This is a genomic window from Myroides sp. DW712, from assembly GCF_046557355.1.
Taxonomy (GTDB): domain Bacteria; phylum Bacteroidota; class Bacteroidia; order Flavobacteriales; family Flavobacteriaceae; genus Flavobacterium.
Genome location: NZ_JBKFDO010000001.1, coordinates 116249 through 132853, shown reverse-complemented (window position 1 = coordinate 132853; position 16605 = coordinate 116249). Strand labels below are relative to the sequence as shown.

The 16605-nt window shown below is 36.3% G+C and carries 15 protein-coding genes; 4 read left to right on the top strand and 11 right to left on the bottom strand.

The features are described from left to right. Window positions 1-4: 4 nt before the first annotated feature. Window positions 5-643: a carbonic anhydrase family protein gene (locus ACLJX0_RS00565; RefSeq protein ID WP_410877648.1), complete on the bottom strand. Its 639-nt coding sequence runs from the start codon at window positions 641-643 to the stop codon at window positions 5-7. Between the two features lie 389 nt (window positions 644-1032). Here ACLJX0_RS00565 and metK point away from each other — a divergent pair, with 389 nt between their 5' ends. Next, window positions 1033-2325, top strand: coding sequence for a methionine adenosyltransferase (gene metK / locus ACLJX0_RS00560; protein WP_410877647.1), 1293 nt, complete (start codon window positions 1033-1035; stop codon window positions 2323-2325). A gap of 118 nt (window positions 2326-2443) precedes the next feature. Here metK and ACLJX0_RS00555 read toward each other — a convergent pair whose 3' ends face one another. From ACLJX0_RS00555 to ACLJX0_RS00530, 6 genes are all read right to left on the bottom strand, one after another. Then, window positions 2444-3961 (bottom strand): hypothetical protein, encoded by a 1518-nt coding sequence (locus ACLJX0_RS00555; RefSeq protein ID WP_410877646.1) that lies wholly within the window; start codon window positions 3959-3961, stop codon window positions 2444-2446. Window positions 3962-3971: 10 nt separating this feature from the next. Beyond that, on the bottom strand, window positions 3972-5462 hold the full coding sequence (locus ACLJX0_RS00550) for a hypothetical protein (protein ID WP_410877645.1): 1491 nt from the start codon (window positions 5460-5462) through the stop codon (window positions 3972-3974). Continuing rightward, window positions 5462-6094, bottom strand: a complete 633-nt coding sequence (locus tag ACLJX0_RS00545; RefSeq protein WP_410877644.1) for a hypothetical protein — start codon at window positions 6092-6094, stop codon at window positions 5462-5464. The genes ACLJX0_RS00550 and ACLJX0_RS00545 overlap by 1 nt, the downstream gene beginning before the upstream one ends. Before the next feature lie 20 nt (window positions 6095-6114). Next, entirely contained in the window at window positions 6115-6807 is a 693-nt protein-coding gene (locus ACLJX0_RS00540) for a hypothetical protein (protein ID WP_410877643.1), read from the bottom strand. A 382-nt stretch (window positions 6808-7189) separates the two neighbouring features. Next, window positions 7190-8287 (bottom strand): anion permease, encoded by a 1098-nt coding sequence (locus tag ACLJX0_RS00535; protein WP_410877642.1) that lies wholly within the window; start codon window positions 8285-8287, stop codon window positions 7190-7192. Window positions 8288-8304: 17 nt separating this feature from the next. Further along, window positions 8305-8949: a DUF47 domain-containing protein gene (locus ACLJX0_RS00530; RefSeq protein ID WP_182626090.1), complete on the bottom strand. Its 645-nt coding sequence runs from the start codon at window positions 8947-8949 to the stop codon at window positions 8305-8307. Window positions 8950-9499: 550 nt separating this feature from the next. Between ACLJX0_RS00530 and ACLJX0_RS00525 the strand changes: the two genes are divergently transcribed. Then, window positions 9500-11128, top strand: a complete 1629-nt coding sequence (locus ACLJX0_RS00525; protein ID WP_410877641.1) for an acyl-CoA carboxylase subunit beta — start codon at window positions 9500-9502, stop codon at window positions 11126-11128. A 163-nt stretch (window positions 11129-11291) separates the two neighbouring features. Here the strand turns inward: ACLJX0_RS00525 and ACLJX0_RS00520 are convergent, their stop codons facing one another. The 4 genes from ACLJX0_RS00520 to ACLJX0_RS00505 all read right to left on the bottom strand — a co-directional run bounded on the left by ACLJX0_RS00520 (window position 11292) and on the right by ACLJX0_RS00505 (window position 15290). Continuing rightward, window positions 11292-12233 (bottom strand): YeiH family protein, encoded by a 942-nt coding sequence (locus ACLJX0_RS00520; protein ID WP_410877640.1) that lies wholly within the window; start codon window positions 12231-12233, stop codon window positions 11292-11294. 71 nt (window positions 12234-12304) lie between these two features. Continuing rightward, on the bottom strand, window positions 12305-13201 hold the full coding sequence (locus ACLJX0_RS00515) for a LysR family transcriptional regulator (RefSeq protein WP_410877639.1): 897 nt from the start codon (window positions 13199-13201) through the stop codon (window positions 12305-12307). A 361-nt stretch (window positions 13202-13562) separates the two neighbouring features. Then, window positions 13563-14189 carry a 2OG-Fe(II) oxygenase gene (locus ACLJX0_RS00510; protein ID WP_410877638.1) on the bottom strand — a complete coding sequence of 209 codons (627 nt, stop codon included), beginning with the start codon at window positions 14187-14189 and terminating at the stop codon, window positions 13563-13565. 174 nt (window positions 14190-14363) lie between these two features. Then, window positions 14364-15290: a bestrophin family protein gene (locus tag ACLJX0_RS00505; protein WP_410877636.1), complete on the bottom strand. Its 927-nt coding sequence runs from the start codon at window positions 15288-15290 to the stop codon at window positions 14364-14366. 263 nt (window positions 15291-15553) lie between these two features. Between ACLJX0_RS00505 and ACLJX0_RS00500 the strand changes: the two genes are divergently transcribed. Then, window positions 15554-16150, top strand: a complete 597-nt coding sequence (locus tag ACLJX0_RS00500; protein ID WP_410877635.1) for a superoxide dismutase — start codon at window positions 15554-15556, stop codon at window positions 16148-16150. Window position 16151: 1 nt separating this feature from the next. After that, on the top strand, window positions 16152-16595 hold the full coding sequence (locus ACLJX0_RS00495) for a tetratricopeptide repeat protein (protein ID WP_410877634.1): 444 nt from the start codon (window positions 16152-16154) through the stop codon (window positions 16593-16595). The last annotated feature ends 10 nt before the right edge of the window (window positions 16596-16605 follow it).

Here is a 16605-nt window from a genome sequence, read left to right as displayed (position 1 = left end):
TCTTTTATTCAACAAACATTTCCTTCACGAAATCTACTTCTCCTGTTTCCACTTTATAGAAAGCGCCTACAATACCAATTTCTCCTTTTTCGTACATTTCACAAAGTACGCTACTCTTGGTTAGGATATGATTGATGGTGTATTCTACATTGTAAAAAGCAACCATATCCACTCCTTCTTTCGATTTAATATCTAAGTCGGGATAATATCTTTTTACGTGATCTACTGCAGGTTCTACTTTTGCTAACAAATTGCTCAAATGTCCTAATTTGACCTCTTTACAAGCACCCGTAATTGCACCACAGTGGGAATGTCCAAGTACCACAATTAATTTAGAACCTGCTAATTTACAGGCAAATTCCATGGATCCAATGATATCTTCGTTCAATACATTTCCGGCAATACGCGTGCTGAACACATCCCCCAATCCTTGGTCAAAGATTAGTTCAGCAGAAGTACGGCTATCAATACAGCTCAATACAATAGCAAAAGGGAATTGGCTTTCTTTGGTTTCATTTACTTGTTCTAGTAAATTCGCATGGGCTTTTAAGTTTTCAACAAATCGTTTGTTTCCTTCTTTTAAAAAAGACAGCGCCATTTGCGGAGTCATGGACTTTTGATCGTCTATATTATGTAGTCTCATTTTTACGCGATTAATACGATAATAATTCGAAACAAATGTAACCAAAAATGGCTTTTAAAATGTAAATAAAGCAATAAACCTCTATATTTTTATCAATTTAAAAAAAACCTAACATTTTTTAAGGATTTTATAGTCCTAACTGTTTCATATCTAATTCATATCAAGGGGTATTTGTCTGGGATTAATAAAAATCATATAATCGTTAAGAGGAATATAAAAAAGGATAAAATTTGTCTAGATTAAAAAATAGTTAATACATTTGCAGTGAATTTCACGGGAGGAAAAATTTGTACTGATTGCAACCTCGGTAAAAAATGCTAAAGCAGAATATATTGTATCTTCACTTTAGCCATTTCCTCTTTTTTTAAAACATTAAAAAAACAAATAATATGGCGTATTACTTCACATCCGAATCTGTAAGTGAAGGACATCCTGATAAAATTGCAGATCAAATTTCAGATGCTTTAATTGACAATTTCTTAGCTTTTGATTTAGAATCGAAAGTAGCTTGTGAGACCTTAGTTACTACAGGACAGGTAATCCTTGCTGGAGAAGTAAAATCAAAAACCTATTTAGATGTACAGCAAATTGCTCGTGATGTAATCAACAAGATTGGTTACACGAAGAGTGAGTATATGTTTGATGGTAATTCATGTGGTATTTTATCTGCGATTCATGAGCAATCTGCGGAAATCAGCCAAGGAGTTGAGCGCGCGAGTAAAGAAGATCAAGGAGCGGGAGATCAAGGAATGATGTTTGGTTATGCCTCGACGGAGACGGAGGATTATATGCCTTTGGCTTTAGATTTATCGCATAAATTACTACAAGAATTAGCGGTAATCCGCAGAGAAAATAGCGAAGTAACGTATCTACGTCCAGATGCAAAAAGTCAGGTGACATTAGAATACAATGACGATAATAAGCCAGTTCGTATTGTAACGATTGTATTATCTACCCAACACGATGATTTCATTCAAGCGGCAAATGATACAGCAGAAGCAAAAGCAGCGGCAGAACAAGCGATGCAAGCGCAAATTAAAAAGGATATTATTGAGATTTTAATTCCACGAGTATTAGCAAAATACCCACAATATCAGTACTTATTTGCATCAAAGGAAGAGATTGAATTCTTAATCAATCCGACAGGTGTATTCATCATTGGAGGGCCTCACGGAGATACGGGATTAACAGGAAGAAAAATTATTGTTGATACCTATGGAGGAAAAGGAGCACATGGTGGAGGGGCTTTTTCTGGAAAAGACCCAAGTAAAGTAGACCGCAGTGCAGCTTATGCTACGCGTCACATAGCAAAAAACTTAGTTGCTGCTGGTGTTGCAGAAGAAGTATTAGTACAAGTTTCTTATGCCATTGGTATTGCAAAACCAACAGGTATTTATGTAAACACCTATGGAACATCTAAAGTAAATCTTACAGATGGAGAAATTGCTAAAAAAGTCAGTGAACTATTTGATTTACGTCCTTATTTTATTGAAACAAGTTTAAAATTACGTAATCCAATCTACAGTGAAACTGCTGCTTACGGGCATATGGGACGCAAACCACAACTAGTTACTAAAACGTTTACAAGACCTGGTGGAGAGACCAAACAAGTAGAAGTAGAATTATTTACTTGGGAGAAATTAGATCGTGTAGAAGACATCAAAAAGGCCTTCCATTTGTAAGCCTTTTCAATAAATAGTCATAAAAAAAGCCAATCACTGCAGTGATTGGCTTTTTTTATAACTACCTTATTCCATATTAGACACCAAAGCGTCGTTTCTACACCCCGAGAGATCCATACTAATCCTCTCTTATCTTCTTCACTCCTTTATTTACAATCAAAGGCGGATTGCGATAGAGTGGAATATCATCGGTAAAACTCAACGTTACCGAAGCAGTTGTTGAGCGGTATTCCTCCGTGCTAATATCTACCCCTTCTGCTGGCTTTTTATTCTTAATATCATAGTAAAAGGTATGACTATCTCCTTGAAAGTTGGGCACAGGGCTGAAGGTTACTTCTCCATTATTTACGTTATAACTATAAGTTCCCACATTTGGTACCACTAATTGGTGAGGATCACTATTCACCACATAGGTTTTTGTTGCTTCATCCAAAATTTTAAAGCGAAAAGATGCAAAATCTAAAAACACCGTTGACGGACTTGGTGGATCAAAAAGCTTAAATACATTGGTATCATATCCAAAGGCACTATATAATGGTTCACAAACAAAAGGCCTAGTTCGAATAACATTGGGGATACTGATATCTTGTACCACGGGCGAAAATGGCAAAACGAGTACTATATTTCGAATATGTGCCCGAATAGAAGCCGCTCCAGTACCACCTGTAAACCCTAGTTTCATTGAAGCAGGCATAGCGATATTCAATCTTCTATCAGGAAATGTCTCATTTGCTAATTGCTCCCCATATTTAATTATTCCTGTTTTGGGTACAAAGAAATTTCGAACAATAGAAGAATCATAACTTCCATTCACAATATTAACAGAGATAAAAAAACCTTGTTTTCTACTAGCCTCATCAAATCCTGGAATAAAAGCAACTCTTATTTTTCGATAGCCTTCTTCCCCGGGGTTCGCCACTTCCCGACCACTGCGAATCGAAAAGCGTTTCCCAACAACTCCACTTTGTGTACTGATAAACTTTCCATTATCTATATTTAGGTAATAGTTTAGGTTTTGTACTGTATTTACAGCAAATAGAACTGGGTATCCTTCATATAAATTATTGGGATTATGGGGGCCTCTGAGTACAACAAAGTTCCCATCATTTTCTCTAGCATTTCCTACTCCATTTCTTACTTCATCATTGTAATTCATCGTTCGCTTATAACTTCCATAAAGGTCTAAACCAAGTCCAAACATACCTTTGGAAAAACCTGCAGTATGGTTTCCATTTTTTCGCTGTGTATGGGCATATCCCAAAGCTCCTCCCTTATCTCCCGTTTGAGGATGCATTTCATTGGCATCAAACAACACCACAGAGATACCATCTCCATACTTATTTCCTTCTAACCTTCCTTGATCCAACCCAAATTCAAATTCTAAAATAAAACCTTTTTCTGTAGTAAAACTCAATTGATCTAAATAGATACCAACAAACTGATGTTGTCCATCTACTAGTTTTATTCCCTTTGAGGTATAAGTAATTAATCCAGGACTACTCTCCCCTATTAACTTAAAATCGTCTCCTTTCTGTCCCGAATTAGAATAAGGATATTGAGCATAAAACAATGTGCTATTCAATCCTACTACCAGCCCTAGTAAAAAGTATATTTTGGTTCTTCGATTTATTTTCATATTCTGCTTTTTAAAAGGCACCTCCATTGACCATAAGGACATCATTGCAATTCAGCGTAAAGTCCAATTCAATCGCTGCTATTTCAGAACGATATTGTTCCCCACCTAAATTTGTCGTGCCCACTACTTTCTTTTTGTTTTTTATACTAAAATATACCTTATCACTAGTCGCTAGCATTCCTTTTACAGGAGTAAAAACGACTTCCCCTGTTTTGGGATTATACTCATATCGTCCCGCAGCAGTAGTCGCAACATAAGGTTCTAACGTATTGATCTGTTTATTATCTATTTGCGTTAAAAATTGAAAACTATAGAGGTCTAAATGTTCTTTGCCCCCCAAGGACTCCATTTGCTGTCCGCTCACATATTTATTGGTATCAAACCCTACACTATTAATTAAGGCATCAAAAGTTGTGGTATGATCTTTACAAGCGGCTGACACCCGTACATCCTTTACCAAAGGAGCAAAAGGGAGGCTTAAATATATATTTCTCACAATATGCTTTTGATATATCGCTCCAGTAGTGGCTGTAAATCCAATCTTAAATTGTGTGGGACAATTTATTCTGTACGTTTTTAATACATCTCCTGTTGTTGACCTTACTTCCTTGTAGGTGATATTTCCCTTTGAAGGAATAAAAAGCGAATTCACCACTCGACTTGTTTCACTACCATGCGTGATATCAACATTTAAATAAAATCCGTTTTCTCGTAATTTACTACTGGGTAATAAACTCACAACGACCCTTCGATAGGAAGGGTGTCCAAAACCAGCATTACTATCTACTTCATTATTTGCATTATTTTCTCTTAATTTAAAAGAAAAACCTTTAGGATCTGGAGCTTCAAAAGCAGTTAAATATTCCCCTGTTTCTATATTGAGTTTGTAGCGCTCATTTATATTCGTTACGCTTTGGGATAAATAAACAGGATATCCTTCTAATCGATTTCCTTGGCCTCGAACTGTGACGTGATTTTGTTGTCTACCTTGGGTATAAATTCCGTTTCTAAACTCATGATCAAGCGTTAAACGTTCTTTTGAATCTCCATATAAATCAAATCCCACACTCAAAAACCCCTTAGATAATCCAAGAACAGAAAATTTTGAGGAATAGGATTGGCTATAACTATACCCAAGACCTGATGTTTTGGATCCTATAGTTGGGTTAACTTCTGTTGCATCAAAAACAACCAGAGCAAGGCCATTAGCTCCCTTGTCCACCATGCTTCCTCCAGATCCTGTCATTAAATAATCAAATCCAAGAATAAACCCTCGTTCAGAAACCAACACTAAATCACTGAGGAATATACCATTGGTTTCATTTGCCTTTGTTGTTAATTCAGCTCCTTTTCCTTGAAATTTAACCTCTCCAGAAGATAAAAACAGACCAAACTCATCGATGGAAAAAGCGGTATTAGTATAAGGCAACTGTGCATGCACTAAGTTGAATGCAGAAAAAAAAGTCAGGGAGCACAACAAAATACAGATTTTCTTTTTCATTAGATTTTCACAATGATTATGTTCAAATAACTAGATGCTGTCAGTCTATTCGGAGCTGCTTTATAGACCAAATACTGTTTTTCGTTCTCTATTTTAATGATAGGAGCTGTACTAAAGGCCAACGAGTCATAGGCTGTGACTACAAACTTCACTTCATTTTCTTCCCAAATCGTCATGGCACTGATATCTCCAATTTGTCTTTTATATTCGGCATAGAGATCAATCTTTTGTTCTGTTGTATGGTGCATTTGAATAGGAAACGCTGGCATATAAATCCAAGGAGCTGGCTCATTACTAGCTCCTCCTGTCCACATCACACCATTCCACACTTTTACTCCTGCTGGAATATCATCATTTCCAATATGATACACCTGTAAACCAATATGCTCCTTCTTATTTGCTACAGTCTCTGTTTGTATCAACGGCACTAAACTAGTTAAACTTGTCAACTTGACACGAGGGAGTAACAATCCTTTATTCGCTGTTGTATTCTCTGTATTTGCTTGATATTCTTTTAAATCCAACAAAGCCCCTTCTACTGGATAAGTTGCCCCTCCAATTACGGTTTGTCCATGAATTTCGCTAAGTGCAGTTACTATAAACAACATAGCGAGTACTATAATTTTCTTCATCTTATATGACTATGATTTTTTTAATTCGCAGCTATGGTAGAGAGATATTTCAATTGAACTTGATACCTTCCCGTAGGAAGTGTGGTATACATATGTTTCATTCCGAAATAAAAAGAAACCCCTTGGGAAGTTGTAGAAATAGCAGTAATATTTTGCAACACTAACTCTCCTGTAACATCGTAAATATCGGCCTGAATCACTTTTGAAAGATTGTTAATCACTATTGGCTCTTTGAATGTAGTATTATAGGGTAAAGATGTATGCTGAGGTGATACAACTTCAATGGCATATCGTCCAATATATACTCGCTTATTATCGATTACTTCGTTTGTAGGTACCGCTACTTCGCTGACAATTAAGGAAGGCATTTTAATCTCATCTATACGCTGATCTACTCTGCTAATCTCAGCAGTAACATCAGAATTTAAAGCTAATAATTCCCACTGACTAGCTGTCCAAAAATAAAATCCCCTTTTCTTTATATCACCTAATCCATTGTTAAAAACTAGGGCACTTAAAGGATTTCTTCCTCCTTTTAGGACCGTATTTTCATTTAACGCTATTCTCGGAATTAACACGCCTCTATTTATTGACCTAATTTCTAACATTGTAGCTTCATGCGGTTCCGCTGTTCCAATACCTAGATTTTGCTGGGCTTGAACTAAACCAACCGAACCGAATAGTAGAAATAAAGCCATTCTCTTTGTTCTCATTCTTTCATTTTTTATTGCTAATAATATGTGGAAAAGTAAAGATAAGTCTCTGCTGTTTCATTCATTGTTCTCAACAAACCAACCGCACTATATCTTTATTTTCCTTATACAAAATAAATACAGAAAAGAAAGTAGGGAATAACAAAACGTAAAAACATAAAAGTAAATTTAGATTTACGTTTTTACAAGGTAAAAAAGGTACATTTTTTTAAAAAACAAGTGTTTTTTACTTTTCAAAAACACCCCATTTACTTCTATTAAACCTAGTATTTCACAGCAAAAATTTATCAAAAATAAGAGTCAAAAAAAATCCGATTGGCACAAAAAAAAGGAATGATCGTTCAATCATTCCTTTTTACTATATAATAAAAGTTGTTTCTAATTAAATCACTGCTGATACAATGTAATAAACAATCATGGCAATCATGGCTGACACAGGTATGGTTAACACCCAAGCCCATAACAAGTTAATCGTAACCCCCCAACGTACGGCAGATACTCGCTTAGTTACACCTACTCCAATAATTGAACCAGTAATTGTATGTGTAGTTGAAACTGGGATTCCTAAATGTTCCGTTACATATAAGGCAACAGCCCCAGCAGTTTCAGCTGCAACACCTTCTAAAGGTGTTACTTTTGTAATCTTACTCCCCATGGTTTTAACAATTTTCCATCCTCCTGATAGTGTTCCTAAACCAATGAATAAGAAAGACGCTAAAGGTACCCACCACCAATGCTCTACGAATACTTTGAACGTATCTACCCCTTCTACTAGATAATCTGGATCCATATCTACATTAATGTGATAAAAAATTACAGCTGCTCCGATAATACCCATCACTTTTTGTGCATCATTTCCTCCATGTCCCAAAGAAAATAGAGCTGAAGAAACTAATTGTAGTCGTTTAAACCACTTCTCACATTTGTAGTGATTTTGGTTTCTACAAATCCACATAATGCCTATTGTAATAAAGTAAGCCAATAGTAAACCAAGTAAAGGAGCACCAAAAATAAATAGGAAAATCGGGATTACTTTTGAATACACCACTACATCCACGCCTTCGATTGAGAAACCACCTGCATGCGCAACCGCTGCACCGATGAATCCTCCAATTAAGGTATGAGACGAAGAAGAAGGAATACCTAATTTCCAGGTAGCTAAATTCCAGATAATTGCAGCAATTAATCCAGCAAAAATAACTTCTAAGGTAATGAAGTTCTCATTGACAGATTTGGCAATAGTATTACCAATTTTAAATTCACCAATGATATAGAGGGAAATAAAATAGGCCACGAAGTTAAATGCTGCTGCCCACAAAACCGCTTGAAAAGGTGTCAATACTCGAGTTGTTACAATCGTAGCAATCGAGTTTGCGGCATCGTGAAAACCATTGATATAATCAAATCCAAGGGCTAATACAATAATGACAATTAGCAATATCCCACTCTGATTACTCAATATTTCTGTAAAAAATTCCATATACGTGCGCTAGATCATTAAGAGTATTTAACGATAACAGTTTCTAAAACATTAGCTACGTCTCTACAGCTATCTGTAGCCGTTTCTAAAGCCACCATTACCTCTTTGTATTTTATAATTTCGATCGCGTTATTTTCATTTTCGAAAATATCGGCTACGGCCTTATCAAAAACCTTATCCGCTTTTCGTTCCAAGCGCGAAATATTTTTACATACAGTTGCTAACTCTTCTAGCTTTTTTAAATCTTTCAAATGCAATAGTCCTTTGTGCACTTCACTACAAGCCTCTAAATTCGCTTCTGTCAATTTACGCAAAGGTTTGGTAATTTTATCAATTTGATACAATCTCATACGAGATGCCGCATCGGATAAATGATCCGCTACGTCATCAACTGCTGTAATCAAATTGTGAATATCTTCTCTATCAAAAGGAGTGATAAAGTTCTTTCCTAATTCAATTCTTGTTTTTTGTGCAATCGCTTCGATTTCTACCTTAATTACCTCAACATCTTTTAGTAATTTCTCTCTTTCCTTGGCTGGTGTATGGACAGCCTCATTCAGCGTTTCTGATAATTTTTTAAGCTTTACAGCTGCTTGTTCAAATAAAGGATAAAATGTTTTGTCCTTGGGAACTAAAAATTGAAAAATGTTATTCAATGACATTATATAAAATATATGTTATAAACAGCGACAAAATTACGCAATAAAATGAAGCTAATGTTTCCTTAACGTTAATTTTTATGTCAAAATCTCCTTTCCTCCTGTTTTACCTACTAGTTACACCTCTATATATTGATAAACAACAACTTATAAATATAACATACGATAAATATCCCAACTTCTACTTAACAATTAGGTAACATTAAAATAATATACATGGAACGCATATGCTTACATATAAATAGAACAAACTGAATATCAACTATTTATTAATTAAATTTTCATTTTGCCCCTTGACCATCCCATGGGCTATCCGATGGGCATTAGTCACAAATAAATCTCGAACTTGCATATCTTCACTTTTTATATGAACGAACTAATTTAACAAAATCACAGCAATTTCCTAGGTTCTGTGTTTTAGGAATCTTTACTTTCTATTGCAAATCCCTTTAAATTTAAGCATTCGTGAATATTAATTGGATTGCTATTCCTATAAATTTTTATTTTGTACTTTAGCGAAAACTAATAATATTATACAACAACCTAGATAACTATGGATATTAACTTCAATAAAAACGAAGATCACAACAAGTTATTGCTTTCAGATTTAAAACGAAAACTAGCAAAAGTTAAACTTGGTGGAGGTGAAAAAAGAATTGAAAAATTACACCAACAAGGAAAAATGACGGCCAGAGAACGCATTGATTATCTATTAGACCCAAAAACAAATAGTATTGAGATTGGTGCTTTTGCTGGAGATGAGATGTATGAAGAACACGGAGGATGTCCTTCTGCGGGTGTTGTAGTCAAAATAGGTTATATCAAAGGAAAACAGTGTATCGTCGTAGCAAATGATGCTACGGTAAAAGCAGGTGCTTGGTTTCCGATTACGGGAAAGAAAAATTTACGCGCACAAGAGATTGCGATTGAGAATAAACTTCCTATTATTTATTTAGTAGATAGTGCTGGTGTTTACTTACCACTACAAGATGAGATTTTCCCAGACAAAGAACACTTTGGAAGAATCTTTCGAAATAATGCCATCATGAGTAGCATGGGTATCACGCAAATTGCAGCTGTCATGGGTAGCTGTGTGGCTGGAGGTGCTTACCTACCCATTATGAGCGATGAAGCTTTAATCGTGGATAAAACAGGCAGTATTTTCTTAGCGGGAAGTTATTTAGTAAAAGCGGCGATTGGAGAAAGTATCGATAATGAAACCTTAGGTGGTGCTACGACTCACTGTGAGATTTCAGGAGTTACAGACTACAAAGCAAAGGACGATAAAGATGCCTTAGATACCATTAAGAACATTGTGGATAAGATTGGCGATTTTGACAAAGCGGGGTATAACCGAATTGCAGCTAAAAAACCCGCGGCTGATCCAAATGACATTTATGGTATTTTGCCAAAATCACGTGCAGAGCAATATGATATGATGGAAATCATCAAGCGTTTGGTTGATGAATCTGAATTTGAAGAATATAAAGCAGGTTATGGTCAATCGTTAATTACGGGCTATGCGCGTATTGATGGTTGGGCGGTTGGAATTGTAGCTAACCAACGTAAAGTAGTAAAAACGAAAAAAGGTGAAATGCAATTTGGAGGAGTTATCTATTCAGATTCTGCAGATAAAGCCACTCGTTTTATTGCCAACTGTAACCAAAAGAAAATTCCTTTGGTCTTCTTACAAGATGTAACAGGATTCATGGTAGGTTCTAAATCCGAACATGGTGGAATCATCAAAGATGGAGCAAAAATGGTAAATGCCGTATCCAATTCGGTTGTACCTAAATTTACGGTTGTAGTTGGAAACTCGTATGGAGCTGGAAACTACGCTATGTGTGGAAAAGCGTATGATCCTCGCTTAATCTTTGCTTGGCCAAGTGCTGAACTTGCCGTTATGGGAGGTGCGCAAGCAGCTAAAGTACTCTTGCAAATTGAAGCTTCTTCTTTAAAAGCAAAAGGTGAAGCCTTATCTGCTGAAGAGGAACAAAAATTATACGATAAAATCAAAGCGAGATATGACAAACAAGTGTCGCCTTATTACGCTGCTGCTCGTATTTGGACGGATGCTATTATTGATCCATTAGATACCAGAAAATGGATTTCTATGGGAATCGAAGCCGCAAACCATGCACCAATCGAGAAACCATTTAACTTAGGCGTTATTCAAGTATAACTTATAAAAAAAACGGCGATGTAAAATCGCCGTTTTTTTTTGTGCTTTTTTGTGAGTTGTTTTTCTGAGGACTTAATCTATTTAAAAAAATTTCTATTCACTCATCACCCTTCACACATTTTTTGCTTTTGTTCTTTCCTTTTAACCAATCACCACTTACCACTTACAAATACAAAATATACGCCAACGAACTCACCGAAATAAAGATCCAGAGCAATACCCCTTCAATAAACGGTTTAGCACCTACATTTTTGACCGTTCTAAAAGATAGCGAAGTTCCTATTAAAAAGAGTGTTAGCGTCAAAGCAGCTTTAGATAATTCAACAATATAAGGCTCTAAAGGCTGAATAAAAGGAATATAGGAATTAGCGAGCATGGCCAAGACAAACAACCCAATAAAATAAGGGATTTTCACTTTCGATCCTTTGTTCTTAAAGAGTATGGTAGATAAGAATGCGATGGGAATTACCCATAAAGCACGTGCTAATTTAACTGTTGTAGCTACCTCTAAGGCTTCATCTCCATACTTAGCAGCAGCTCCTACCACAGAGCTCGTATCGTGAATCGCAATGGCTGACCAGAGTCCAAAGTCCACTTGACTCAACCCTAATGCATGGCCAATGGGTGGAAAAATAAGTAGGGCTACTGAATTGAGGATAAATACAATTCCCAAAGCCACAGAGATTTGCTTTTCATCTGCTGCAATCACAGGGGATACTGCAGCAATGGCACTTCCTCCACAAATGGCTGTTCCTGACGAAATCAAATAGGATATTTTTTTATCTATTTTGAATATTTTACCAATTCCAAATCCCAAAACTAGCGTCAAAAAAATGGAAAAAACAGTTAACACAAAACCCTCTTTTCCCGCAGCTAAGGCACTGTAAACATTCATGCCGAACCCTAAACCAACAACGGCTACTTTGAGCAGTAATCCCGTAGCTTTCTTCGTTTGTCTGCTATAGGGATTTTCAAAAATTTGCGCGTATATAATTCCCAAGACCAAGGCGGTTGCAGAGGAGATAAAAGGAAATAAACTCAATACAGCTAAGCCAATCAAGATAATTTTACTTCCTAAGGCAGTATTGCTATTGTGTGTAGTCATAACATCTATATTTTCAACCCTACAAAGGTCAATCATCCAAGTAGGCGAAAAAAATACATAATAGTTATCGACTATAACTTTAGGTTATACGATTTAATAAAGCGGATAAATAATTCGACTAAGGCACTTTCTTGTCCTTGGCGTTGGACAATACTGAATTTTCGGCGAATATCTAACCCATTGATATCAACTACCACTAATTCATTGTATTTTAATTCTTTGAGAATAGCGTGAATAGACAGAAAGGCAAAACTATCGGAGTGTTTCAGGTACATCTTAATGCTTTCGGTACTAGAAAAATTCATCTCATTGCGCAATTGGTTGAGGGAGATTCCCACGTGATTTAAATTTCTTTCGATCACATCTAAGGTTCCCGAACCTGCCTCTCTCAAGAGGAAAGAATACGTTTTTAATTCTTGTGGTTCAATAATACCAGTTTTAAATTTAGGATTATCGGCACGACAAACCAAGACAATTTCATCATCAATAAAGTCGATGTACTTAATTTGCGGATTTTTAGAACAGCCTTCTACAATGCCGACATCTATGTTTTTACTGAGTAGCAATTGTTCAATAACTGCTGAATTTTCTGAAAGAATATCGAGATGAATATCGTGTACTTTACCTCTAAATTCAGCTAAAAGTGGCGGTAAAACGTATTGAGAAACCGTTGTACTCGCTCCGATGCGCAGATTACCATCCATTTTAGCATTGAGGGCATGCATATCAAACTCCAAATTGCGGTAGGTAGAAAAAATTTCTTCTGCATAGGTGTACAGCAACTGACCTGATTCCGTCAGACGGATGTTAATTCCATCGCGCATAAACAATTTGGTTTGATAGTGCGACTCTATCTCTCGAATATGCTTAGATACAGCTGGTTGAGAAATCAACAGTTCTTTGGCCGCTTTTGTAAAGCTTTCTCTTTTTGCCACCGTATAAAAAACTTTCAACCGAAAATCAAACATAGTTCCCTCAATTAGCAGACATTTCCTTGGAATAGAACTATCTATTGGAAAAACAAAAATACTGAAAATAATTGGGGTTTGGCTTTTGGGGTTTGGCTTTTGGTGTTTGGTTTGGGTTTGTTGAGGATTTGTTGAGGATTTGGTGTGGTTTTTTTACTCTTTTTTTATAAGAAAATTGCTATTAGTAACGATGGTTTTCACAAAAGAGCAAAAAAGCAAGACCAATCTCACCAATCTCACCAACCTCACTAACCTCACCAACCTCACCAATCTCACCAACCTCACCAATCTCACCAACCTCACCAACCTCACCAACCTCACCAACCTCACCAACCTCACCAACCTCACCAACCTCACCAACCTATCTCGTTTTCAACCAGCCCGTAATACTATAGCGGGGTTTGTGTACCGTACGCACTTCATGTTCAATGGATTTACTGTCAAAAATAACCAATCGACCTGGTAAAGCATAGACAATTTCCTCTCGTTCGTTCCCCTCTTCATCGGGTAAGAATAGGACTAATTCCCCTCCATTAGCAGGAGTCCAATCTTTCTCATTCAGGTACAAAACCACAGATAAGGTGCGACGGGTATCTTTGTGAAACACATCCAAATGGCGTTGATAGCCTGTTCCTATAGGATAACTCGCATAGTGAAACTCTCCCTCTTTAATACCTAGAAAACAAGTGCGGTTAACATAGGCAATAAACTCATTCATCTTTTGAAAGTACATGGCTTCTACCTCATCTGGAGTTTGTTCATTGAGCCACAGAATAAAATCCCCCCTAACCTCTTCCACTATTTGCTCTTCATTGGCTTGACCGATCGCCGCTTTTTTAAAGACTTGTAAATCTTGCTTCATAAAAAAATTCGCACGCAATACGTCGATTTCCCTTTCAGTAAAAAAACAATCAACCACCGCATAACCTTGATTCACTAAATCATGTATTATTAACTCATAAAATGAATTTAACGTAAAGTCACCCATATATCATTAGATAAAAACTAAGCAAAAATAATTTACAATACAAAAAAAATAATGTGATAAAGGCACTTTTTTTTAGGTCTTATTGCGTTAAATTTTTCTTAATAAATAAGACTTATAGATATAAAAAAACACGCTGAATTCGCGTGTTTCTTGTATAGAATCAAATGATTTTTTTTATCTCACAATATAATTTTCATCAGGAACCACTAATTCAGGAAGGGCTAATCCAGAGATTTCCGATAAGGAATATGCGATATTCCCACACATTTGATCCAGAGCCAAGTCATTCTCTTCTTCTCCGAACGGCTCCGCAATTTCTGCGACTACCGCATCTAAAGCAATAAAGGTATACGCGACGAAAGTCACAAAAAATGGCATCGTCCATACAATCAAATCAATCAAACCGAAAGGAAGCAAAAAACTATATACGTAGACGGTGCGATGTAGAATCACAAAATAGACAAAGGGAATCTTTGTATGCACAATGCGTTCACAAGCGCCTAGTACAATGGACAGCTGTTCGATATTCTGATCTATTCTCGCCAGGGTGATCGTATCCAACCGTCCTGCTTGTTGCTGTTCACTGACCCACTTCGTTAATTCACTCAACAAAAAAGCAGGTTTAAATCGCTTGGTTAACATCTCTTGGTAGACCTCCTCTGATACATAGGAACGAATAACTTCTAGATCCGTTTTATTTCTCAATTGTTTATTCAAGGCATAACAAAAAGCAATAATCAATTGAATTCCCTTTTGCTTGTCTTTAAGGGTAAAATTTTCCTCCTCTTTGATGAAATGCAACAGCTGAAAAGCCAAAGAACGGCTGTGGATAACCAAACTCCCCCATTGTTTTCGACCTTCCCAATACCGATCATACGCCGCACTATTGCAAAATCCTAAGAAAATAGCCAAAGAAATCCCCACTAAAGCAAAAGCGCCCACGTTCAACGGAATAATCACATCTGGGAAAAAATAATGACTCCAGTACACTAACCACGAAAAGAAAAATATGGCAAGTAAGGTTGGGGCGATTTTTTTTAGTACAGACCCCTTCCAAATAAAAAGCATCTGAACAATATGCTTTTTGTCTCTAACTATCATATGCTTACGATTTAAATCCCTACAAAATTACGAGATAACCCTAGAATAACCACTGATTCTAAAACTTAATTCAAAATAACTTTCTTTAATTCCTTGATTAAAGGAAGATTTAAAAGTAAATCGAAACAAATCTAACTATAATTTTAGACTTATCTAAAATTATATTTTTATAATACTAAATAACTTTTACCTTTGTGGGACAGTAAAACGTGAAGCGTGAAGTGTAATCCGTAAAACATGAATAGTAAACTAAATTATACAAAATGAAAATTAACTTACAACTACCTGAATTGCCGTATGCTAAAGATGCGTTAACACCTTTAATCACGGAAGAAACATTTGATTATCACTATGGTAAACACCATGCCTCTTATGTCAACAATCTCAATGACCTAGTAAAGGATACGAACCTATCTAGCCAATCGATTGAAGAGATTCTATTGTATGGTTATGAAACGGCTGATGCGGGTTTATTCAACAATGCAGCACAACATTGGAATCACACCTTTTTTTGGCATTGTTTATCTCCAAATGGAGGAAAAGCACCTCAAGGGACTATTGCTGATTTAATTCGTCGTGATTTTGGGAGTTTCGAGCAGTTTAAACAGCAGTTTTCAACTACCGCAGCAAAGCTATTTGGTTGTGGCTGGGCTTGGTTGGCACAAAACGAAGCGGGGGTATTGGAAATTATCCCGATGAAAGAGGCTAATACGCCTTTAACTCTTGACAAAAAGCCAATTCTGACTCTTGATGTATGGGAACATGCCTACTACATTGACTATAGAAATGCGAGACCGAAGTTTATTGAAAACTTTTGGGAAATCGTAAACTGGGATTTTGCTAATCAAAATTTAAAATAAAATGAGTGATACCTGTATGAACCACCTGGAACGTTATTGGAAAACATTAACAACGTCTAGCAATGAACAATTTAACCAACAAAACTATTTGGAAGCTTTAGAAGGATACAAAGAAGCACTGTATAGAGCGGAGGTGTTAAACAAACATTGGGAGCAATGTTCTCGATTGAAAATTCCCGTCATACAGGTATACCTTATTTCTTGTAACAATGTAGCTTATACCTATGAAGAATTAGGAGATTTAGAAAAAGCACAAGCGTTTTTAAAACGGGCCATTTACTTTTTAATTCACCTCATTGAAGAAGATCAACTGCTTGGGCAGAACATCCAAGGGGAGTTAAAACGAGCCCTACTAACCTATGTTGATTTTACAAAACGCACGCAATTCACTACTCCTCGAGATACCACATTCAATGATTTGGTAAATACCGTTATCCAATCTTAACCACTAAAAA